The organism is Kitasatospora sp. NPDC088346, assembly GCF_044740765.1.
In the GTDB taxonomy this organism is placed as follows: Bacteria; Actinomycetota; Actinomycetes; order Streptomycetales; family Streptomycetaceae; genus Kitasatospora.
Map to the genome: position 1 here is coordinate 25,365 of NZ_JBIURH010000049.1, position 20,326 is coordinate 45,690.

General features: G+C 76.4%; 19 protein-coding genes. 8 read left to right on the forward strand and 11 right to left on the reverse strand.

Going from position 1 to position 20,326, the window contains the following annotated elements; translation table 11 throughout:
* Positions 1 to 6: 6 nt before the first annotated feature.
* The 3 genes from ACIOFR_RS35185 to ACIOFR_RS35195 form a co-directional block, all read right to left on the reverse strand.
* A complete protein-coding gene (locus tag ACIOFR_RS35185) occupies positions 7 to 573 on the reverse strand; it encodes an NUDIX domain-containing protein (protein ID WP_401003752.1) in 567 nt (188 codons plus the stop codon).
* A gap of 62 nt (positions 574 to 635) precedes the next feature.
* Positions 636 to 845, reverse strand: coding sequence for a DUF397 domain-containing protein (locus ACIOFR_RS35190; RefSeq protein WP_401003754.1), 210 nt, complete (start codon positions 843 to 845; stop codon positions 636 to 638).
* Positions 829 to 1,668 (reverse strand): helix-turn-helix transcriptional regulator, encoded by an 840-nt coding sequence (locus ACIOFR_RS35195; RefSeq protein ID WP_401003755.1) that lies wholly within the window; start codon positions 1,666 to 1,668, stop codon positions 829 to 831. The genes ACIOFR_RS35190 and ACIOFR_RS35195 overlap by 17 nt, the downstream gene beginning before the upstream one ends.
* 264 nt (positions 1,669 to 1,932) lie before the next feature.
* Between ACIOFR_RS35195 and ACIOFR_RS35200 the strand changes: the two genes are divergently transcribed.
* The 4 genes from ACIOFR_RS35200 (at position 1,933) to ACIOFR_RS35215 (ending at position 4,929) form a co-directional block, all read left to right on the forward strand.
* Positions 1,933 to 2,241, forward strand: a complete 309-nt coding sequence (locus tag ACIOFR_RS35200) for a hypothetical protein (RefSeq protein WP_401003757.1) — start codon at positions 1,933 to 1,935, stop codon at positions 2,239 to 2,241.
* Positions 2,242 to 2,507: 266 nt separating this feature from the next.
* Positions 2,508 to 3,035, forward strand: coding sequence for a hypothetical protein (locus tag ACIOFR_RS35205; protein ID WP_401003759.1), 528 nt, complete (start codon positions 2,508 to 2,510; stop codon positions 3,033 to 3,035).
* Between the two features lie 194 nt (positions 3,036 to 3,229).
* Positions 3,230 to 4,309, forward strand: coding sequence for a beta-ketoacyl-[acyl-carrier-protein] synthase family protein (locus ACIOFR_RS35210; protein ID WP_401003760.1), 1,080 nt, complete (start codon positions 3,230 to 3,232; stop codon positions 4,307 to 4,309).
* Positions 4,306 to 4,929, forward strand: coding sequence for a hypothetical protein (locus ACIOFR_RS35215; protein ID WP_401003762.1), 624 nt, complete (start codon positions 4,306 to 4,308; stop codon positions 4,927 to 4,929). The genes ACIOFR_RS35210 and ACIOFR_RS35215 overlap by 4 nt, the downstream gene beginning before the upstream one ends.
* Here the strand turns inward: ACIOFR_RS35215 and ACIOFR_RS35220 are convergent.
* The 3 genes from ACIOFR_RS35220 to ACIOFR_RS35230 all read right to left on the reverse strand — a co-directional run bounded on the left by ACIOFR_RS35220 (position 4,844) and on the right by ACIOFR_RS35230 (position 12,052).
* Entirely contained in the window at positions 4,844 to 9,460 is a 4,617-nt protein-coding gene (locus ACIOFR_RS35220; protein WP_401003764.1) for a hypothetical protein, read from the reverse strand. The genes ACIOFR_RS35215 and ACIOFR_RS35220 overlap by 86 nt on opposite strands.
* Positions 9,461 to 9,543: 83 nt before the next feature.
* Positions 9,544 to 10,416, reverse strand: coding sequence for a hypothetical protein (locus tag ACIOFR_RS35225; RefSeq protein ID WP_401003766.1), 873 nt, complete (start codon positions 10,414 to 10,416; stop codon positions 9,544 to 9,546).
* Between the two features lie 103 nt (positions 10,417 to 10,519).
* Positions 10,520 to 12,052: a hypothetical protein gene (locus ACIOFR_RS35230; RefSeq protein WP_401003768.1), complete on the reverse strand. Its 1,533-nt coding sequence runs from the start codon at positions 12,050 to 12,052 to the stop codon at positions 10,520 to 10,522.
* Positions 12,053 to 12,331: 279 nt separating this feature from the next.
* On the opposite strand from ACIOFR_RS35230, the gene ACIOFR_RS35235 reads away from it, so the two are divergent.
* From ACIOFR_RS35235 to ACIOFR_RS35250, 4 genes are all read left to right on the forward strand, one after another.
* Complete coding sequence (locus tag ACIOFR_RS35235) at positions 12,332 to 12,862, forward strand: hypothetical protein (protein WP_401003770.1); 531 nt, start codon at positions 12,332 to 12,334, stop codon at positions 12,860 to 12,862.
* Positions 12,863 to 12,985: 123 nt separating this feature from the next.
* On the forward strand, positions 12,986 to 13,762 hold the full coding sequence (locus tag ACIOFR_RS35240) for a LamB/YcsF family protein (protein WP_401003772.1): 777 nt from the start codon (positions 12,986 to 12,988) through the stop codon (positions 13,760 to 13,762).
* The gene (locus tag ACIOFR_RS35245; protein WP_401003774.1) at positions 13,762 to 14,460 is read left to right on the forward strand and encodes an allophanate hydrolase subunit 1; all 699 of its coding nucleotides are present in this window, start codon (positions 13,762 to 13,764) and stop codon (positions 14,458 to 14,460) included. Before ACIOFR_RS35240 ends, ACIOFR_RS35245 begins: the two co-directional genes overlap by 1 nt.
* Complete coding sequence (locus ACIOFR_RS35250; RefSeq protein WP_401003776.1) at positions 14,457 to 15,389, forward strand: biotin-dependent carboxyltransferase family protein; 933 nt, start codon at positions 14,457 to 14,459, stop codon at positions 15,387 to 15,389. The genes ACIOFR_RS35245 and ACIOFR_RS35250 overlap by 4 nt, the downstream gene beginning before the upstream one ends.
* 41 nt (positions 15,390 to 15,430) lie before the next feature.
* Here the strand turns inward: ACIOFR_RS35250 and ACIOFR_RS35255 are convergent, their stop codons facing one another.
* The 5 genes from ACIOFR_RS35255 to ACIOFR_RS35275 all read right to left on the reverse strand — a co-directional run bounded on the left by ACIOFR_RS35255 (position 15,431) and on the right by ACIOFR_RS35275 (position 20,278).
* On the reverse strand, positions 15,431 to 15,796 hold the full coding sequence (locus ACIOFR_RS35255; protein ID WP_401003778.1) for a hypothetical protein: 366 nt from the start codon (positions 15,794 to 15,796) through the stop codon (positions 15,431 to 15,433).
* 71 nt (positions 15,797 to 15,867) lie between these two features.
* Positions 15,868 to 16,440 carry an SMI1/KNR4 family protein gene (locus tag ACIOFR_RS35260; protein WP_401003779.1) on the reverse strand — a complete coding sequence of 191 codons (573 nt, stop codon included), beginning with the start codon at positions 16,438 to 16,440 and terminating at the stop codon, positions 15,868 to 15,870.
* A 50-nt stretch (positions 16,441 to 16,490) separates the two neighbouring features.
* Positions 16,491 to 17,036: a hypothetical protein gene (locus tag ACIOFR_RS35265; protein WP_401003781.1), complete on the reverse strand. Its 546-nt coding sequence runs from the start codon at positions 17,034 to 17,036 to the stop codon at positions 16,491 to 16,493.
* Positions 17,037 to 17,363: 327 nt separating this feature from the next.
* Positions 17,364 to 18,077 carry an LmeA family phospholipid-binding protein gene (locus ACIOFR_RS35270; RefSeq protein ID WP_401003783.1) on the reverse strand — a complete coding sequence of 238 codons (714 nt, stop codon included), beginning with the start codon at positions 18,075 to 18,077 and terminating at the stop codon, positions 17,364 to 17,366.
* Positions 18,074 to 20,278: an MMPL family transporter gene (locus ACIOFR_RS35275; protein WP_401003785.1), complete on the reverse strand. Its 2,205-nt coding sequence runs from the start codon at positions 20,276 to 20,278 to the stop codon at positions 18,074 to 18,076. The genes ACIOFR_RS35270 and ACIOFR_RS35275 overlap by 4 nt, the downstream gene beginning before the upstream one ends.
* Between the last annotated feature and the right edge of the window lie 48 nt (positions 20,279 to 20,326).

Genomic DNA, 20,326 nt, shown 5'->3' on the forward strand with positions numbered 1-20,326 from the left:
CCGGGGTCAGCCGCTGCGGTCGGGAGCGCCGCCGAGGAGCTCGGGGGCGGCGAGGAACAGCGCGGCGACGCTGCCGGCCTCCGAGATCTCACCGGCCCGGACCCGGGCGATCGCGACGGCCGGGGCGATCCGGTGCACGGTCATCGCCGACTCGGTGGGATCCCGGGCGATCCGGCCGGGTTCGAGGCCGGCGGCGAGGAACAGGTGGGTGGCGGCACCGGTGCTGGCGGGCAGCGGGTGGATCCGGCCGAGCGGGCGCCAGCTCGCGGCCCGCCATCCGGTCTCCTCCTCCAGCTCGCGGCGGGCGGCCGCCTGCGGTTCCTCGCCGGGCTCGATGCCGCCGCCTGGCAGGTGCGGCATCCGGAGCCCGGTGAGGTGGAAGTCGTCCTCGACGAGCAGCAGCAGGCCGTCCCGGTCCAGTGCGACGACGCGCACCGCGTCCCGGACCTCGATGTGCTCGTACACGTAGGGACCTTGCGGGCCGGCGACCGTGTCGGCCACCAGCCGCAGGTGCGGGCCTTCGTGCAGGACCCGGCGGTCGGGCGGGCCGCCGTTCTCGGCGTCGGCTGCCATCGGTGGTCTCCCTCGGTGGGTGCGTCGGGCTCGGCGGGTGGCGCCGCGGCCGGACGGGCCGGTCAGACCTCGCCGAACTCCCCGCGGGCGGCGGCGGTGACGAAGGCCTGCCAGGCGGCGGGCGGGAAGGCCAGCCGGGGGCCGTCCGGGTCCTTGCTGTCGCGGACCAGGCCGGGCGTGGCGTCGTCGACCTCGACGCAGTTCCCGCCGGTGCCGTCGCTGTGGCTCGACCTGCGCCAGACGGCGGCGCCGACCTCAGACGTGTTGGGCATCCTCGTACTCCTCCGCCGTCGCCTCGATCGCCGCGAGGGATGCCTGCGGCGACAGCGCGGCAGCCCTGACCAGATCGTACGACCTCTGACAGCGCGCCACCACGGCCGGATCGTCCAGCAGTTGGCCCGAGTGCAAGGCCTCCACGTACGCGGCGGGCGGCGCGTCGGCGAAGGTCATCAGGAAGACGGATCCGGACATCATCGCGTACGCCCCGGCCGAGAACGGCAGGACCTGCACCAACGCCTTCCCCTCGCGCCCCAGCGCGGCCACCTGACGCAGCTGCCCGGCCATCACGTCCGGCCCGCCGACCGGCGTCCGCAGCACGGTCTCGTGCAGGATCACCCACAACTGCGGTGCTGTCGGACCGTCCAGGATCCGGGCCCGCTCCAGCCGGGCCGCGACGCTCGCGTCGACCTCGGCCGGGGCGGCGAAGGGCAGCGCTGCGCGGATCACGGCGCGGGCGTAGCCGGCGGTCTGCAGCAGGCCGGGCACCAGGGCGGGCGCGTACTCGCAGATGGTGTCCGCGGTGGCCTCCAGCTCGGCGGCCTGGGCGAAGTAGGCGGCGTGCCGCGAGCGGGCGACCAGCGGGTAGAGGCGCTGGAAGAAGCCGTCCGTGCCGAGCACCGCGTCGAGGCGTTCGGAGAGGTCCTTCTGCGGTTTGCGGGCGGCCGCCTCCAGGTAGCCGATGTAGGCGCCGGAGTGGAAGACCAGCTCGCCCAGGGCCTCCTGGCTGAGCCCCCTGGCCTCGCGCAACCGGCGGAGCTCCGCGCCGTAGAAGGCCTTCGGGGATTCGGACGGGTCGAGATCGCGGGGACCGGCCATCGCTGAGCACCTCCGTGCCGACAGTGCGGCTGTCGGGTCGTCACCTCTGGCCAAGGCTAGCTGCCGAGAGCGACGCTGGAGGCACGGAATGTGACGATCGGCCACGGGCGGCCCACCGGGGCGCCCCGGGAGAGGATTTCCACACCATGAGCAACACCCTTGCAGGGCCTTCGAACTGGCGCCCGGGCGCCGGCGGTCCGGCGGACGGCCCACGACGGGACCGGACCGGCGCGCACCACGGCGCGCACCACGGCGAGGACGGCGGTGCCCGTCGTGCGTGAGCGGGCGATGGACCTCGCCGCCAGGCTGGCCGAGGCGGCCGGTGCGCGGGTGTTCCTGGTCGGGTCGCGATCCGGATACCTGCTGACCACGCCGGTGCCGCGGGACCCGGCGCGGATCGAGGTCGTCCTGCCGGCGCTCCGACTGGCCGACCGCTTCGGGCACAGCACGCGCAACGGCGGGGTGCTCTGGTGCGAGGTCGGACCGCGGGGGCGGCCGGTCCGCGATCCGGAGGCGGAGCCCTGGGGCGATCCGGAGGCGGAATACACACCAGCTGTCGCGACGGAAGGGTGACTTGTCGCCAGTTGACGCCCGGTCCGGTGCCCACCGACCGCCGCACGGACTCCCCCTCCAGGGAGGGGACTTGGTGGGCGGGGCGGGTGTCGGCCGGACGGCCGGCCCACCTCCCGACCGCCTCCCACCTGCGGCCATGACGTCTCGAACGAGGGACGGCGGTGGGCCGGAAAGCTGCTGTTGGTCGTGTCCCCGTCACGCTAGGAAGGAGTCAGGACGGGGACTCCCCCGGCCCGACCACCCACGCCGACAAGGAGCCGCCACCCGTGAGCCCTCTCCGCACCCGCCTGCGCACCGCCGCCGTCGTCCTCGGCACGGCCACCGCACTCGCCGTCCCGCTGTCCCCGGCCGCGCAGGCCGCCCCCGGCGACACCACCGACCTCTGCCAGACCTCCTGGACGCCGACCGGCTGGGTCGACGTGCAGTGGTGGAACAGCTTCAGCTGCGGTTCGACGTTCAGCCCCAACATGAAGCGCGTCCAGCAGCTCACCGGCTACCCGGCCGGGACGACGGTCAACGCCTGTTCCTCCAGCCTGCCGCCGGCCGGCTGGGTGCAGGTCGCCATCTCCTACAGCAGCGCCTGCAACTACAGCGCGAACCCGAGCTTCAACAAGAACTCCTGGCAGCTCAAGCAGCTCACCGGCTACCCGGTCGGCACCGTCGTCAACGCCTGCAACTCCAGCCTCCCGCCGTCCGGCTGGGTCCAGCTGAACGAGTACTACGACAGCGGCTGCCAGTCCTCCTCCGTCCCGAGCAACAGCAAGAACGCCTGGCAGCTCAAGCGCGTCTCCTGACGTCCCGGGCCGCCGGCCGCCCCCGACGTGCGGGTCGGGGGCCGCGGGCCCGGCCGCCCCCTCGATCACCGGGCCGCAACCGGCGTTTCCCTGCGCGGAGTTGACCGCGACCGGTGATAACGTGCGTGCTCGATGCGCCTCTTAGAGATCGGCCTTCACCCACGGCCCGCCGCCCGCCGGAGCGAGGTGGTCCGATGGCCGTGATCACCGGACTGGCCACCCTCACCGCGTACGGACGGGGCACCGGCCCGCTCTGGGACGGAGTGCTCGGCGGCATACCGGCACTGTCGCCGGTCACCAGGTTCGACCTCACCGGCCGCCGGGCCCGGTACGCCGCCACCCTGCCCGGACACCCCGACCTCACCGGGGAACTCGCCACCCTGATCGACGGCGCCTGCACCCAGGCCGGGCTGACGGCGGACGAGCGGGCGGCGACCCCGCTGCTCCTGGCCCGGCACCTCACCGGTCCGGTCGACCCGGCCACCGCGGCCCTCGCCGGAACCTGCGGCCTGCGCCGCCTGGAGCGGATCCACACCAACGCCTGCGCCGCCGCGGGCTCCGCGGTCGCCGACGCCGCCGCGTCACTGCTGCTCGACGAGTACCCCCGGGTCGTGGTCGCGGCCGGCCAACTCGTCGACGCCGACGGCTTCGCCAGCTTCGACAGCGCGGGCGTACTGGCCCCGGACGGGATCTCCCGGCCGTTCAGCGCCGGCCGGCAGGGACCGGTGCTCGGCGACGGCGCCGGAGCCCTGGTGATCGAGACGCCCGCCGAAGCCCGCCGCCGGGGCGCCGAACCCCTGGTCCGGCTGGCCGGCTGGGGACAGGCGGGCGACGCCCACCACGTCGCCCGGCCGCACCCCGAGGGCCGCGGCACCGCCCGGGCCGTCGCGGCGGCGCTGCGCCGGGCGGGCGTCGGCGCGCAGGACGTCGGGTACGTCAACGCCCACGCCACCTCCACCCCCGCCTTCGACTCCGCCGAGGCGGCCGGGCTGCGCCGGGCGTTCGGCCCGTACACCGGCCGGGTGCCGGTCAGTTCGACCAAACCGCTGCACGGCCACTGCCTCACCGCCGCCGGCATGGTCGAGCTGGCGGTCTGCGCGCTGGCCCTGCGGCACGGCCTGCTGCCGGTCAACGCCGGGTACCTCGGCCCCGACCCGAGTTGCCGGCTCGACCTGGTGCTCGACCGCCCGAGACCCGTCGCGGCGCGGTACGCGCTCAGCCTCAGCGCCGGATTCGGCGGAACCTGCACCGCCCTGCTGCTGGAGGTCGTGTGAGCGATCGCGCGGGGAGTCCCGTCGTGCTGGCCGAGGCGCACTGGCCCCCACCGGACGACCCGGACGCCCGACCCGACCAGGGCCGCTTCCTGCACTCCCGCTTCCCGCCGCTGATCGCGGCCACCGCCGAGGCGTGCCTGCGGCTGCACTACGGCGAACCGCCGGCGCCGGCCGGGCGCGGACGGCGGACGGCGGTGCTGCTCTCCTCGCTCGGCGCGGACCGGGCGACCGCCGCACGAGTGGCCGAGGCCGTCGGCGCGGGCGCCCAGGTCGCCAAACCCCTGCTGTTCCAGTCCGCGCCGACGGCCGCGCTCGGCCTGGTCACGGCCCGCTGGGGGCTGGCCGGACCGATGCTCTCGATCACCCCGCTCGGCGACCGCCTCAAGGACGCACTGGCCCTCGCCGGACGGCTGTTGGCGGTCGGCGAGGCCGCGGAGGTCCTGCTGGTCTGCGCCGACCTCGCGGACCGGCCGGGGACGCCGGACCGGGCTCAGGCCCTGCTGCTGGGGCCGCCGGCCCGCACCCCGGCGCCGCTCACTCCTCCACCTCGCGTCGCTCCTCCACCGGCCCGGCCCCCGGCGCGGCCACCGGAACGGGCACCGGCTCCGCCGGGCGCTTGAACATCCGGGTCGCGGTGATCTCGCCGTGGATCGCCGGGCCGTCCGGGTCCTGGGCGGCCGGCAGACCGGGGCGCAGGTGCTCCTCCACCGAGATGTACTTCAGCCCGGCCCGCAGGTCGGCGTCGTTGCGCAGCCGGATGACCAGCGGGAACTCGGCCAGCGCGGTGGTGTCGAACAGGCCGGTGGTGTAGATCAGCTGGACGCCGAGCGCGTCGGCCACCGCCCGCTGGAGCTCCAGCAGGTAGGTGGCGTTGGCCCGGCCGATCGGATTGTCGAGGAAGAGCGTGCCGGCGTGCCGCAGCTGGGACTGCCCGCGGTCGTTGGCGCGCAGCGCCGCCATCGTGCAGTACAGCGCGATGGCCGCGGTCAGCAGTTGGCCGCCGGAGAACACGTCGGACATCTGGCCGACGCTGACCCGCTCGGCGCGCAGCACCGCGTCGGGCTTGAGGATCTCCACGCCGACGCCCTTGGGGCCGATCGCGGCGGCGACCCCGCGCAGCAGCAGCGACATGCCGTCGCGGCGCAGGTCGGAGTTCTTCTTCACGGCGGCCCGGGTGGCCTCGTCGATCACCTCGCCGAGCCGCTCGACCAGCAGGGTCTGGTCCGGGTCCTCGAAGCGGATCCGCAGGAACTCCTGGCCGGACCACTCCCCCAGGCCCTCGGGGAGGCGGGAGAGCCGCTGGGCGGCGCGCAGGGTGGTCAGCGAGGACTCCACCAGGCCGCGCAGGCGGTCCACGATGCTGCTGCGGTTGCGCTCCAGCTGGGTCAGCTCGTCGGTCAGCACCCGCAGCCGGGGCGCGAACGCGTCGGCCCAGGCGGCGGCGTGGTCCGGCAGGGCGGCGGCGGGCAGCTCGCGGATCTGGTGCCGGGCGGGCGTGCGGACGGCCTCGTAGCGGGCCGCGTTGGCGTGCCGGACCAGCGCGTCGCAGGCGTCCCGGACGGCGAGCTCCGCCCCGGTGAGCTCGGTGGCGGCGGTCCGCAGGGACCGCCGGGTGTCGGTGGCGGTGGCGCGGGCGTCGGCCAGGCCGTCGAGGTAGGAGTCGACCGGCTGCTCGGACTCCTCGGTGTGCTCCCGCAGGCCGTCCCTGAGCTGGCCGGACAGCTCCTCGAAGTCGGTGGTGGCGGACTGCGCGCTCTCCAGGGTGCGCTGGAGGTCGGCGTGCTCGGTGCGGGCCGCGTCGACCCGCTCCCGGCGCTCGGCGAGCCGGCTGGTGGCGGTGCGCAGCAGGCTCTGGGCGTGCTCGGGGTCGGTGGGGACGAGGTCCTCGGGCAGCTCGGTGTGCGCCTCCCCGTTCACCGGGGCGGAGCGCTCGGCCTCGCCGCGCAGCCGGCCGAGCTGCTCGCTGGCGGTGGCGGCGCGGGCCTCGATGGTGGCGACCAGCTCCTCGGCGCGGGTGGCCGCGGCCTGGCGGGCCGGTCCGTCGGCGCCGTCGGGGCTGGCGAGCAGCTCCTCGGCGCGGGTGCGGACCTTGTTGGTCAGCCGGTCGAGTTCGGCGGCGGCGGCGGCTTCGTCGCCCTCGGCGCGGGCCTGCTCGGCCCGCAGGTCGGCGCCGACGCCGACCTTCTCGTAGACCTGCGAGGCGGCCCGGTAGGCCTCGCGCAGCGCGGGCAGCGAGGCGGTGCCGCCGGTCGGCTCCGGGGCGTCCTCGGCGAGGCCGGCCAGCTCGGCGCGCTCGGCGCGCAGGGTGCGGACGGTGCGGCGGGCGTCGTCGGCGGCGCGCTGGGCGGCGCGGCGGTCCTCGTCGCAGGTGCGGGCGCGTTCGGTGCAGACGGCCTGGCGGCGCTCGCACTCGGCGGCGTCCTCGGCGAGTTCGCGCTGCCGCCTGGTCCAGTTGGCGCGCTCGCGCAGGCGGAAGGCCAGACCGGCCAGCGCGTCGGCGGAGCGGCGGGCCTGCTGGGCGGCCTCGCGGTGCTCCTCGTACCGGGCGGCGGCCAGTGCGTGGTCGGTCTCGGCCTCGGCGTGCTCGGCGCGAAGGGTGGCGAGCACGCCGGCGGCCGTCTCGGCCTGCTCGACGGCGGCGTGGGCGGCCTCGGCGAGCTCGGCGAGGGTGCCGGGCGGGCACTGGGTGTGCCAGGACGCCAGCCGGGCGGCCAGCGCCCGGTCGCCGCCGAGGCGGGCGGCGAGCTCGCGGATGTGCTCCTCGCGGGCGGTGGCCCGGGTGCGCAGCTCGCGGCGCTCGTCGTCGGCGGCGCGCTCGTCGTGCATGGCCGGGTTGGGCGGCACCAGGAAGAAGGCGGGCTCGGCCTCGATCGGGGCGATCAGGGCGGCGGCGGTGCCGACGGCGACGGTCGAACGGGGCAGCAGGGCGGCGGCCCGGAGGGCGTCCCGGGCGCGGTCCAGCGAGGACGGGTCGGTGACCACGACGCCGTCGACCAGCTCCGGCCGGGCGGCCAGGATCGCCTCGTGGTCGGCCGGGTCGACGGACTGGGCGAGGTAGCGCCAGCCGGGCAGCGCGGGGATGCCGTGTTCGCCGAGGTACTCGACGGTGGCCAGCACGTCCGGACCGGGCGGCAGCAGGCCGCCGTCGCCGAGGGCGGCGAGGATCCGGGAGTCGTCGGCGGCAGCCGTGCGCAGGTCGAACAGGGTGCGCTCGGCGGTGGCGACGGACTGGTCGAGCCGGTCGCGGAGGTCCTCGGCGTTGGCGTCCAGGAGCCGCGGCGTCAGGTAGCCCTCCTGCTCGTCGCCGCCCTCCTGGTACGGGGTCAGCGAGAGCAGCTCGGCGAGCCGGGGCTCGGCGGCGAGCTGGGCGGCGGTGCGGCGCTCGGCGGCGACCGCGCGCTGGGCGGCGGTGCGGGCGTCGGTGGCGCGGGCGGCGGCCAGCTCCGCGCGGGCCTCCGCGGCGGCGGACTCCCGGACGCGCGCCGCGGACTGCTCGGCGGCCGTCCGGGCCTGGGCGAGCGCGGCGGTGGCCGCCTTCTCGGCGTCCGAGGCGTGCAGGGCCGCGCGGGCCGGGTCGGGCTCCTGGGTGCCGGGGTCGATCCAGCCGGCCTCGACGGCGGCCTGGGTCTCCTGCTCGACCTCGGCGAGACGCTGGCGCAGGTGCTCGGCCTCGCTGCGGGCCTTCTGGGCGGCGGTGGCCGCCGCGGTGGCCTCGGCCTGGGCGGCGGAGCCGTCCCGCTGGATCTCGCCGGCCCGCAGCTCCTCCTGGTCCGCCCGGGTCTCGGCGGCGAGTGCGGCGCTCTCCAGGGCGCGGGCCAGCGCACCGGCCGCCTGGGCGCGGGCGGCCAGCGCGGGCGCGGCGTCGAGCTCGGCCTCCCGGATCGCGACCGACACCCGGGCCGCGCGGTCGGCGGCGGCGCGGTGGCGCAGGACGGCCTCGGCGGCCTGCCAGGCCGCGTGCAGGGTACGGGCCTCGGTCAGCTCGCGGCGCAGGCCGGCGGCCTCGGTGGTGGCGGCGGCGAGGCCCAGGGTGGCGTGCCGGTGGGTGAGTTCGGCGGCGATCAGGGAGTGCCGGGTGCGGTCCGCCTCGGCGGCGGTGACGGCGCTCGCGGCGGCCGAGACCTCGATGGCCAGGTCGTGCACCCGGGAGCGTTCGACGCCGGCCCGGGCGGTGAGGGCCTGGGCGAGCCGGCGGGCGCGGCGCTCCGCGGTGCGGTGCGTCTCGCGGACGCCCTCGCGGGCGGCGGTGGCCTCGACGATCCGCTGGAGCAGGTCGACCGAGCCGGCGGTGAAGTCCCGCTCGGCGGTGAGCTCGGAGCGGCGGCCGAGCTTGGCGGCGAAGCCGTGGACGAGGTCGGCGAGACCGTCCGTGTCACGGGTGTCGGTGACGGCGCGCAGCAGCAGGTCGGTGAAGTCGGAGTCGTGCTTGACCGCGAACAGGCCGGCCGCCTCGCCCTCGTCCGCGTTCATCTCGCGCTGGTAGCGGAAGAGTTCGGGGTCGAGGCCGAGCTCGCCCAAGTGCTCGTTCCAGCGGTCGTGGATGTCCTCGAAGACCAGGTCGAGGTGCGCGTGGGCCTTGCCCGCCTCGGTGAGCGAGTCGCGGAAACCCTTCATGGTGCGGCGGCGGCCGCGGGCCCTGCCGTCCGGGCCGAGGCCGGGGCGCTCGGCGACCGGGAGGGAGTCCAGGGTGAGGCCGGGCCCGGGCCGGAACGAGTACCAGGTCTCGGCGAACTTGCGCGGGTCGGACGATACCTGGCGGCCCCGCCACTCGCTGACCTTGCCGACCACGATCAGCTCGCCGGTGACGGTGTGCTGCCACTCCAGGGCGACGTGGCCGCAGTCGTCCGCCAGCAGGAACTTGCGCAGCACGCCGGAGCTGGCGCCGCCCAGGGTGTTGCGGTGGCCGGGCAGCATGACCGAGAAGATCAGCTTGAGCAGGACGGACTTGCCGCCTCCGTTCTCCAGGAAGAGCACGCCGGCGGGCGCCGGGCGGCGCTGCGGGCCCTCGGGCTCCTCGCCGAACAGGCCGATCTGCTGCGGCCGGGGCTCGGCCACCGGCTCGCCGACGCCGCGCAGGTCGAGCACCGTGTCGGCGTAGCGCGCGCCGGCCGGTCCGATCGAGTACAGGCGGACCCGGTTGAGCTCGTACATGGGGGGCGGTTCTCCAGGGGGCGGGACGGGTGGACGTCGGGGGGCGGGGCTCGGGCGGCGGGCGGTCGGGCGGCGGGCCGGTCTCAGAGGGCGTGGAACGGGAGACCGGCGTCGGCGACCAGGTCGTCGGAGTGGTCGGGCGGCAGCAGGGTCGGGCTGCCGTCGGTGACCGGGACCACGCCGAGGTCGGTCAGCTCGGCCATCGCGGCGCTGCCGGCCAGGTCGCGGACCTGGAGCTGGTAACGGGCGGTCGTGCGGTAGGTCCCGCCGGCGTCGTCCGAGGTCTTCTGCAGGAAGCCGGAGTCGACCAGGAAGAGCACCGCCTTGGAGACGATGCCGATGGTGGAGCCGGACAGCCGGCGGGCGTCCTTGGTGGCACCGGTGGCGGAGCGGCGGGCCCACACCCGCCAGGCGGCCTCCAGACCGGGGGCGTCGCTGGCCGGGTCGGAGTTGGTGCCCTCGGCCTCGGCGCGCTCCTCCAGCCGGCGGCAGGCCTGCCGGACGAAGGCGTCCACGCCGTTGACGGTGACCCGGCCCAGGTAGCCCTCGTCGGCGAGGTCCTCGGGGCGGGGGAAGGCCAGGGCGGCGACGGCCAGGTGGGCCAGGCCGTGCAGGAACCGGTCGGTGGACTCGGAGGCGGCGCGGCGCGAGTAGTCGCCCATCCGGACCGCGAACACCGAGTCCTCGGCCGCGGCCACGGCCATGCCGGCCCGCGGTGACACCTCCAGCACCACCAGGCCCATGCCGGTGGCGACGGCGTCCGCGAGGCGGGCGAAGCCCGGGTCCTCCCGGTGCCGGCGGACCAGCTCGGCGTACTCGGCGTCCCGGCCGGGCAGCAGCTTGGCCTGCAGCCCGAAGGAGACCAGCCGGGCGGCGTCCGCGACGTCGGCGGGGGTCAGGGCGACCGGGGCGGCGGGCTCGGACTCGGAGGGCCGGGCCACGTCGTGCGGGGTCATCACGGGCGGGGCTCCTTGGTGCGGGACGAAGGGTGCTCACGACGAGCGGGGCGCAGGCCGGGGGCGCCGGGGGTGCCTCCGGCGCCGCTGGGGCGAGTGGGCATCAGCTGGCCTCCTTGCGGTCGGCGGCCATGCCGGCCGCGTCGAGGAGGGCGCTGCCGACGATGAGGTCGGCGCCGCCGAACTCCGGGTCGTCGAGGCGGGTGCCGTCGTCGACGGCGAACAGGAGGCGCTCCTCGCCCTGGCGGTAGGCGGTGCCGACCGGGGGGCTGGCGGCGTGGACGGCGAGCAGGGCGACCAGGTACGGGAGGTCCGGGTCGCGGCGGCGGGCGTCGGCGAGCAGGCCGGAGAGCCGGCGGGGGGCGTCGGCGGGCAGGTCGAGCAGGTCGAGGGCGGACTCCAGCTGGGCCTCGGAGAAGCGGCTGTCGTCCGGGGTGGCGACCAGGTCGGGCTCGGGCAGCTCGGCGCCCAGGTGCTCGCGTTCGACGGGCGGGGTGAGGAGCAGGTCGACCAGGTCGCAGACGCGCACCGAGACCGGCGTGCGCAGGCCCGCGCCGCGGGCGAAGAAGGCGTCGGTGGGGCGGATCGCCCGGTCGACGGGCAGCTGGAGCAGCGGGGCCAGCAGGTGCCCGTACAGGTCGATGCCGCTGCGGGCGGCGGGGGCCGCGAAGGCCTGGCGGTCCTGCTCGGCGCGGAACAGCGGGCCGGCCTCCAGGAGGCGGGTCTGCAGCTGGGTGTGGCGGCGGATGCAGTCCTTGACGATGTCGACCAGCTCGGCGGCGCGGCGCTTGTGCTCGGGCTCCTCGGCCTCGTCGCGGGCCTTGCGGATGTTGGTGAGGATCGCGTTCTCGTGCCGGTAGCGGTCGGCGATGTGGTCGAGCGCCTCGTCGATCAGGTCGGGGACGGTCTCCATCCAGTCGACCGCGCGGACGTTGCGCCGGGTGGCCTCCAGGGCACGGCGCAGCGTCTCGGCGTACTGGACGGTGCGGTAGCGGGCCTGCTCGGCGGCGAGCTGGGCGTCGGCGAGGCGGCCGCGCCGGATCAGCACCTCCAGCTTGACCTCGGCGGCGATCTGCGCGGAGGTGACGTCGGTGTCGAGCGCGCCGACCAGGACGTTGACGGCCTCGTCGGTGGTGCGCAGGTAGACGCCGCCGTCGGGGCCCGGGACCTCCTCGATCAGCTTGAAGTCGTAGTCGCGGCGGACGTAGCCGCCGTCCGGGCCGAAGGTGCCGTAGACGGCGCGGAAGCCGCGGTCGACGCTGCCGACGTTGATCAGCGACTCCAGCACCCAGCGGGCGACCCGCTCGTGCTCGGTGGCGGCGCGGCCCGGGTTCTGGGCGGCGATCCGGGGCAGCAGGCGGCCGAGCACTATGTCCCGGTCGGCGCCGGTGTCGAAGTCCATGTTGAGCGTGACGAGGTCGATCGCGGCCAGGCCGACCTCGGCCATCGTGTACGAGCCGTACTCGCCGGCCAGGTTGACCTTGCGACTGTCCAGGTCGTGCAGCGGCGCGGTGCAGGCCAGGGCCTTGAGCCGGCGGGCGAGCCCCTCGTCGGCGGCGGGCCCGGGGGCGGGCCGGGCGGCTGCGGCGGCCGGCCGGAGCTGCTGGTCGGCGGGCTGGTCTGCGATGGCGGTCACGGGGGACAACAGTAGAGGTTCGCACCGACAACATCCGAAACGAGCCCGGTTGTACCGGTTGACCCCGCCGCCGTCCCGGCCCGCCCCGGTTGCCCGTCCCGGCCCGCCCCGGTTGCCGTGGCGGTCAGCCCCCGTCGCCGTGGCGGTCAGCCCCCCGTCGCCGTCCCGGCCGGGCCCCCGCCCGAGCAGTGTTGAACGTGTTCAATTTTGTGTCTAGAGTCATCCCCGGGCAGGTCGGGGACGGTCCCGGCCCGCTGTGCCGACATGGGGGTACGGAAGATGACCGACAACCCGGAGCAGGTCCGCCGGAGCGTCCGCCGGTGGCTGTGGATCTTCATCGTCTGCCTGGTGCTGAGCGGCCTGACGGCCTTCCCGCTGGAGGCCGAGACCCGCTGGCTGGCCGACCTGCTCGGCGGCGGCCCGGTCGCCGAGTGGTTCCCGGCCCTGGCCGACCGGGCCGCGCACGTCCACGACGCGCTGGCCGAGACCAACGCCCGGTACCCCTTCCTCGCCTACGGCACCGACTGGCTGGCCTTCGCCCACCTGGTGATCGCGGTGGCCTTCTGGGGGCCGCTCAGGGACCCCGTGCGCAACGTCTGGGTGATCAGGTGGGCCGTGATCGCCTGCGCCGGGGTCATCCCGCTCGCGCTGATCTGCGGCCCGCTCCGCGGCATCCCGCTGTACTGGCGATTCATCGACATGTCGTTCGGGGTCGTCGGGGTGGTACCGCTGCTGATCGTGCTCCGCGGCATCCGCCGGCTGGAGTGGGCCCAGGCGGTCCGAACCCGCCCGATGGACCTCACCGCCTGACGCCCCGCCAGCAGGGCGCACGCTCCTTCCGGGGGGCGCGCGCCCGCCGTCGACCACCTGCGTCACCGCACCACCGCGCAGGCTCTACGATCGGCGCAGGAAGCTGCTGGGAGGCGGGCAGGCGTGACCGAGACGGTGATCGATCTCAACGCGGACCTCGGTGAGGGGTTCGGGCGGTGGACACTGACGGACGACGAGGCACTGCTGTCCGTCGTGACCAGCGCCAACGTGGCCTGCGGCTTCCACGCCGGAGATCCCTCGACCATGCGCCGGGTGTGCGCACTGGCCGCCGAACGCGGTGTGCGGATCGGCGCCCAGGTCTCCTACCGCGACCTGGCCGGCTTCGGACGGCGCGCGATGGACGTCCCACCCGAGGAGCTCGCCGACGAGATCGCCTACCAGATCGGCGCGCTCCAGGTCTTCGCCCGTGCGGCCGGCTCCCGGGTCTCGTACGTCAAACCGCACGGCGCGCTCTACAACCGCGTGGTGCAGGACAACGAACAGGCCGAGGCCGTGGTCTCCGGCGTGCTGCGGGCCGGGGCCGTCTGCGACGGGCCGCTGCCGGTGCTCGGCCTGCCCGGGTCGCGGCTGCTCGCGGTGGCGGAGGGGGTCGGCCTGCCGGTGGTGGCGGAAGCTTTCGCCGACCGCGCGTACACCTGGGCCGGGACCCTCGTCCCGCGGCGCGACCCGGACGCCGTGGTGCACGACCCGGAGGCGGTGATCGCCCGCGCGGTGAGCATCGCCCGGGACGGCGAGGTGACCGCGATCGGCGGCGAGCTGGTCGACGTCGAGGCCCGCTCGCTGTGCGTGCACGGCGACACCCCGGGCGCGGCCCAGCTCGCCTGGCGGGTCCGCGGGGCGCTGGCCTCGGCCGGCGTGCGGGTGGAGGCCTTCACCTGATGGCCACCGGGCCGCTCGGAGCGGACGCCGGCCCGCCGCGCCCCGGCACGGACGGCCCCGGCCCGCGGGTCACGCCGGTCGGCGAGGACGCGCTGCTGGTCGAGGTCGACTCCGCCGAGCAGGTCGCCGCGCTGTACGCGCTGCTGACCTCCCGCCGGGACGAGCTGCCGGCCGTCACCGAGATCGTCCCGGCCGCCCGCACCGTCCTGCTCGACGGGGTGGCGGACCGCCGCGCGCTGGCCGCCGCCCTGACCGACCGGCCACTGCCCGAACACCCGCCCGCCGAAGGCCCGCTGGTGGAGATCCCGACCCGCTACGACGGCGCCGACCTGGCCGAGGTCGCCGCGTTGTGGGGGGTGTCCGCCGAGGCCGCCGTCCGGATCCACAGCGAGGCCGAGTACCGGGTCGCGTTCTGCGGCTTCGCCCCGGGCTTCGGCTACCTGACCGGCCTGCCCGCCCGGTACGAGGTTCCGCGTCGCGACACCCCCCGCAGCTCGGTGCCGGCCGGATCCGTCGCGCTGGCCGGCCCGTACACCGGCGTCTACCCGCGCTCCTCCCCCGGCGGCTGGCAGCTGCTCGGGCGGACCACCGCCGTGCTCTGGGACCTCGGCCGGGAACCGGCGGCGCTGCTCGCCCCCGGTGTCCGGGTCCGCTTCCGGCCGGTGACGGGCCGCGACCGATCCGGCGGCGGGCCATGACCGAGACGGAGTGGCCCGCGACGGGGCCGGGGGCGGCCGAGCACGGGGCGGCCGAGCACGGGGCGGCCGGACTGGAGGTGGTCCGGCCGGGACCGCTCACCACCGTGCAGGACCTGGGCCGGCGCGGGGTCGCGCACCTGGGCGTGCCGCGCGCCGGCGCGCTGGACGAACCCGCCCTGCGCGCCGCCAACCGGCTGGTCGGCAACCCGGACGGCGCGGCGGCCCTGGAGACCACCGTCGGCGGGGTCGCCCTGCGGGCGCTCGGCGCCGTCCTGGTGGCGGTCACCGGCGCGCCCGCACCGGTCACCGTCGACGGCAGACCGGCCGCCTGGGGTACGGCGGTCCGGGTCCCGGCCGGGGCCGTGCTGGAGGTCGGACCCGCCACCCACGGCGTCCGCAGCTACCTGGCGGTCGCCGGCGGGCTGGCCGTACCGGCCGTTCTCGGCAGCCGCTCCACCGACCTGCTGTCCGGGCTCGGCCCCGCGCGCCTGGCCGGCGGCGACCGCCTCCCGGTCGGGCCCCCCGCGGCCGGGCCGCGCGCCGACCTGGTCCCGGCCGCCGCTCCCCCGGCGGAGCTGGTCCTGCGGCTGCGGCTCGGGCCGCACACCGACTGGTTCACCACCGTCCACGGCCTCGCCCGGGACACCTACCGGGTCGCCGCCGCCAGCAACCGGGTGGCCCTGCGCACCGAGGGCCCGGGACTGCGGCGCGCCCGGCCGGGCGAACTCCCCAGCGCGGGCATGGTGCTGGGCGCCGTCCAGGTGCCGCCCGACGGGCAGCCGGTGGTCTTCCTCGCCGACCACCCCACCACCGGCGGCTACCCCGTGGTCGGCGTGGTGCCCGCACCCGACCTGGCCGCCGCCGCGCAGGCCCGGCCGGGCACCCCGGTGCGGTTCGTCCTGCTCCGCGGCCACGGGCTGCCGCTCTGACGCGCCGAGCGCAGCCGCCCGGCCCGGGGCGAGGCGGTCGGCTACTCCTGCGACGTCGTCCCGAACACCGCCGGTCCGTCCTTCCGGGCGCGGCCCTCCCCCACCACCGGGCCCCGGGCCGGGCAGTCCCGGTCGGCGCAATCGATCTCGTGGCCCGCCTCGTCGATCAGGTGGAAGCAGTCGCCGTACGGCCACACCGTGACCGCGTCCGGGCGGTGGTCCACCTCGAACGACGCCCCCGCCGACGTCCCCGACCGGGAACCGTCCTCCGCCGGCACGTGCGTGACGACGACACAGCTGCGACCCGGCAGGATCCGGTACGCGTCCGCCCACGGCTCCACCGTCAGCTCCAACGGCGCGGCACCCCTGTTGTGCAGCCGCAGCCGCGCGGTTCCCCCGGTGAACATCTCCGGTACCCCTCCTCGCTCCCACGGACGTTCCCGCCCGAGCACACCGTCCACCCGACCTGCCTGACTCCTCACCAGACGGCCACCTCGGCCCGGACCCGGGGCAGCCCCCAGGGTTCCAGCACCCCGCCGACCAGGTCGGCGAGGAACTGCACCGCCCCGCCGGTGTAGTGCCACCAGACGGAACTCCGCGAGGCGACCGTGACCGTCCACTCCCCCGGGTCGGCGGGGCCGGTGCTCCAGTGGAAGAAGTCCCCCTGCGAGGACGCGCCCCAGGGGAGCAGACCGCCCGGAGCGGGGAACGCCCGCAGCGGGACCGTCAGGTCGGCCTCCGCACACCACTCGGCGACGGTCTCCAGTTCCTCGCGCGTCGTCTCCACCCACCCGGCCTCCTCCCCGGGCGCCGGACCGCCGACGGCCAGGAAGTCGCCGATGACGAGGGACGGGTAGAGCTCGCAGAGGAGTCGGTAGTCGGCGGGCAGCCCGACCCCCAACTCGGCCTCCAACCCGGACCAGTCGATGCCGCGCGGGGCAGGCAGCCGCAGCCCGGCCAGGCCCGGCAGCGCACGCTCCAGCGCCGCGACCGCATCGGCCGGACCGGCCGGACGACGAGGAGGTGACTGGGTGCCGACGAGGTGGTCCATGCGATCAGGGTGCCAGAGCAGGCCCCGGCGCCCCCGGCCCGGGCGGCGGGTCAGCCGCTGAGCGCCTTCAGGCAGAGCACGTACCTGGTGGAGCCGCGCACCTCCACGAAGGCGGCGGTGGAATCGGTGTACGGATCGCACCTGGCCATGTCGTCGCTGTCGTCGAACTTCGCGATCAGCCGGTACTCGGCGTCACTGCCGGAGCACGGCACCACGGTCATCCTGGGGAAGCGGTCGCTCCCGCCGTTGTTCAGGCAGTCCCCGGCCGACCCGAATTCCGGGTCCCGCTGGACGACCCAGACGATCCCGGCCACGATCACGGGGAGGAGCAGCGCCGGGACCACCAGGCCGGCGATCGCGGCTCGCCGGTACAGCGGCTTCCCCGGGTCCAGCGGCCTGCCCGGGGCGCCCGGGACCGGCTCCGGCAGCCTGTCGATCTTCGCTCGCTGCGGCAGGTTGACCAGCAGGGTGAGCGGGTTGACCAGCATGGACCCGATGCCCCACCAGCCCTGCCACAGGCTCTTCGCGGTCATGTCGCGGTGGGCGGCGATGCCGCAGGTACGGCAGAAGGGACCGTGGAGACTCAGGAACCGCATGACGACGAGGAATCCCTGGTGGCCCCGGATCATCGCCTCCGTCGCCGGCACGGCCCCGCAGACCCGGCAGGACGGCCCGTACCCGACCGGCCCGGCGGGCGGTCCCCACGGTTGCACGGGCGGGGCGGCCGCCGGGGATCCGTACGGGGGCCGGGGCGGTGGTGGAACGGACATGGCGGTTTCCTCGAACTGGTCTGCGGGGCCTGCGAGCTGCTGGACTCTACCGGCCGCCGACGACAACGCGGTCCGCCGGGTGCGAGGACCCCGGCGTGGGACGCTGCTGCACCGACGGACAGTCAGCCGCCCGGGCGGGCCCGGGGGCCGGCGTCAGGGTGCCGGGAGGTCGGCCGGGCCGCCGTCGAGGGTGATCCGGACGCCGTCCGGGAGGACCGTGGCCGTGGTGGCCCGGAGGGCGAGCGGGTACGGGCGCTGCGGGCCGGCCGCCGGGCCGAGGCCGTGCGCGGCCGCTCCGAGGCGTTCGGGCGGGACGGACCGGCCGAGCAGGGTGAGTTCGGCGACCGGGAAGGAGACCCGGCCCGCGTCGAGCGTCGGGCGCAGCGTCAGCCGGCCGATGCCGCCGCGGCCGAGGGTGACCACCACCGTCCCCGCGGCCGGGTCGGTGGTGACGGCGCCGACCGGCATCGAGGGGACGGCGTCCTGGACCGCCGCGCCGATGGACGCTGTCGGGACGGTGACCTCGGCGTGGCTGCCGGCGACCCGGGCGGTGGTGCCGCCGAGCCGCACGCCGTCCAGGTGGGCGCGCACGGAGGCGTGCGCCAGCGGCCCCACCAGGGCGTCGTCGCTGCTGACGTCGAGCCGGGGGATCCGCCGGTGGAGCAGGTCCCAGAGCGCCGAGCCGTCCGGGTGGACGGCCGGGTCGCCGCCGAGGGACGGCGCCGCCGCGAGGACGCGGTGCCGGATCAGACCGCGGGCGGCGTACTCGCCGGCTCCTGCGGCGGCCACGACGGTCAGGGCCGCGACGGCGCTCACCAGGGCGGCGCGGCGGCGCCGGGGCCGGCGGGCCTGCGGGCGGGCGTTCATCGTTCGGCACCCCCTGCCGGGGCGGCGGCGGGCCCTTCGGGGTCGAAGCGGGGCAGCAGACGGTCCAGCCAGGCCGGCAGCCACCAGTTGGCCCGTCCGAAGAGGTACATGGTGGCGGGCACCAGCAGCAGGCGGACGACGGTGGCGTCCACGACGACGCTGACGCCCAGTCCGAGCGCGAGCATCTTGACCACCACGCTGGTGGAGAGCAGGAACGCCAGGAACACGCTGGCCATGATCATCGCAGCGCAGGTGATCACCCGCGCCGTGGCGGCCAGCCCGGTGGCGACCGCCGCGCGGTTGTCCCGCCGCTCCAGCCACGCCTCCCGGATCCGGGACAGCAGGAACACCTCGTAGTCCATCGAGAGCCCGAAGGCGATCGCGAACATCATCATCGGCACGTACGACTCCACCGGCACCGGCTCGGTGACTCCGAGCAGCGGGCCGCCCCACCCCCACTGGAAGACCGCCACGACGACGCCGTACGCGGCGGCGATGGAGAACAGGTTGAGCACGGCGGCCTTGACCGCGACCAGCAGGCTGCGGAACACCGTCAGCAGCAGCAGGAACGCCGCCGCGACGACCACCCCGATGATCAGCGGCAGCCGGGCGACCAGGGTGTCCGTGAACGTCAGCCCGGCGGCCGTGCCACCCGCGACGTAGCCGACCGCGCCGGTGTGCGCGAGCGCGCCGGGCACGACGGTGTCCTGGAGGGTGTGGAACAGGCGGGCGGTGGCCGCGTCCTGCGGTCCGGTGGCCGGCGTGACGGTGGCGATGAGCAGGGCTCCGTCGGGGCCCGTCACCGGCGCGGTGACGGCGGCGACCCCGGCGGTGGCGGCCAGGTCGCGCCGCAGCCCGTCGGCGAGCTCCTGGCGCCGGGCGCCGTCCGCCATCCGCCCGCTGTCGAGCTGGACCACCACGGTGAGCGGCCCGTTGGCGCCCGGACCGAAGCCCTCGCTGACCAGGTCGTAGGCACGGCGGTCGGTCCGGCCGGTCGGCTGCGCGCCGGCGTCGACGTGGCCGAGCCGCATCGAGGCGACCGGCACGGCCAGCACGCCGAGCGTGAGCAGGCCGCAGACCAGGAAGGTCCACGGCCGGCGGCCGACCGCGGCGGCCCAGCGGTGCCAGACGTCCGACTCCCCGACCGGCTCCGCGACCGGCGTGCGCACCCGCAGGCGGTCGATCCGGCCGCCGAGCAGCCCCAGCAGCGCGGGCGTCAGCGTCACCGAGGCCGCCGCGGCGACCAGGACGGTCAGCCCGGCGGCGGCGCCCAGCGACCCGATGAACCCGACGCCCGAGGCGAACAGCCCGGCCAGCGCCATGGCGACCGTCGCGGCGGCCACCAGCACCGCCCGGCCGCTGGTGGCGACCGCCCGGCCGGCCGACTCGGCCGGGTCCCCGCCGTCGTGCAGCAGCGCCCGGTGGCGGGTCACCAGGAACAGCGCGTAGTCGATGCCGACGCCGAGACCCATCATCGCGGCGAGCGTGGGCGCCGCCTGGGCGAAGTCCACCCGGGCGGCGAGCAGGCCGAGCCCGCCGAGGCCGGCGGCCAGTCCCAGCACCGCGGTCAGCAGCGGCAGCCCGGCCGCCGCCACGCTGCCGAACCCGACCAGCAGCACCAGCACGGCGACCGCGAGGCCGATCGCCTCGGACGCCCGGTCGGCCGACTTCGGCGCGGCCAACTGGCCGAGCGGGGCGCCGAGTTCGACGGTCACCCGGTCGACCCGCAGCGGTTCGACGGCGGTGTCGACCAGCGCCACGTAGCCCGGGTCGAAGCCGGCCGGGTTCTCGGCGAAGCGGACCGTCAGCATGCCGATCGTGCCGTCCGAGGACACCGCGCCGGGCGTGCCGAGCGGGTCGGCCACCGACAGCACCTCGGGCAGCCGGCCGAGGTCCGCCACCGCGGTGGCGACCGCGGCCCGGTGGTCGGTGAGCGGTCCCCGTTCGCTCCGCAGCACGACCGGCGCGGCCACGCCCGCGGCGCCGCTGCCGCCGTGCGCGCCGAGCAGGTCCGCCCCGGTCTGGGCGCGGGTGCCGGGCAGCGAGAAGCTGTCCGCGAAGGAGCCGCCCCAGGCGCCGTTCGCCAGCGCGACCGCGCCGAGCAGCAGGGTCCAGACGGTGATGACGTACCAGGAGCGGCGGGCGCACCAGCGCCCGAGCCGGTGCAGGGCTCCGGGCCGGTCGGTCGGTTCGGTGTTCATGGGCCGTCACCCTGCGCGACCCGGATGGGCGGAGCGTCTGCGCCGTGT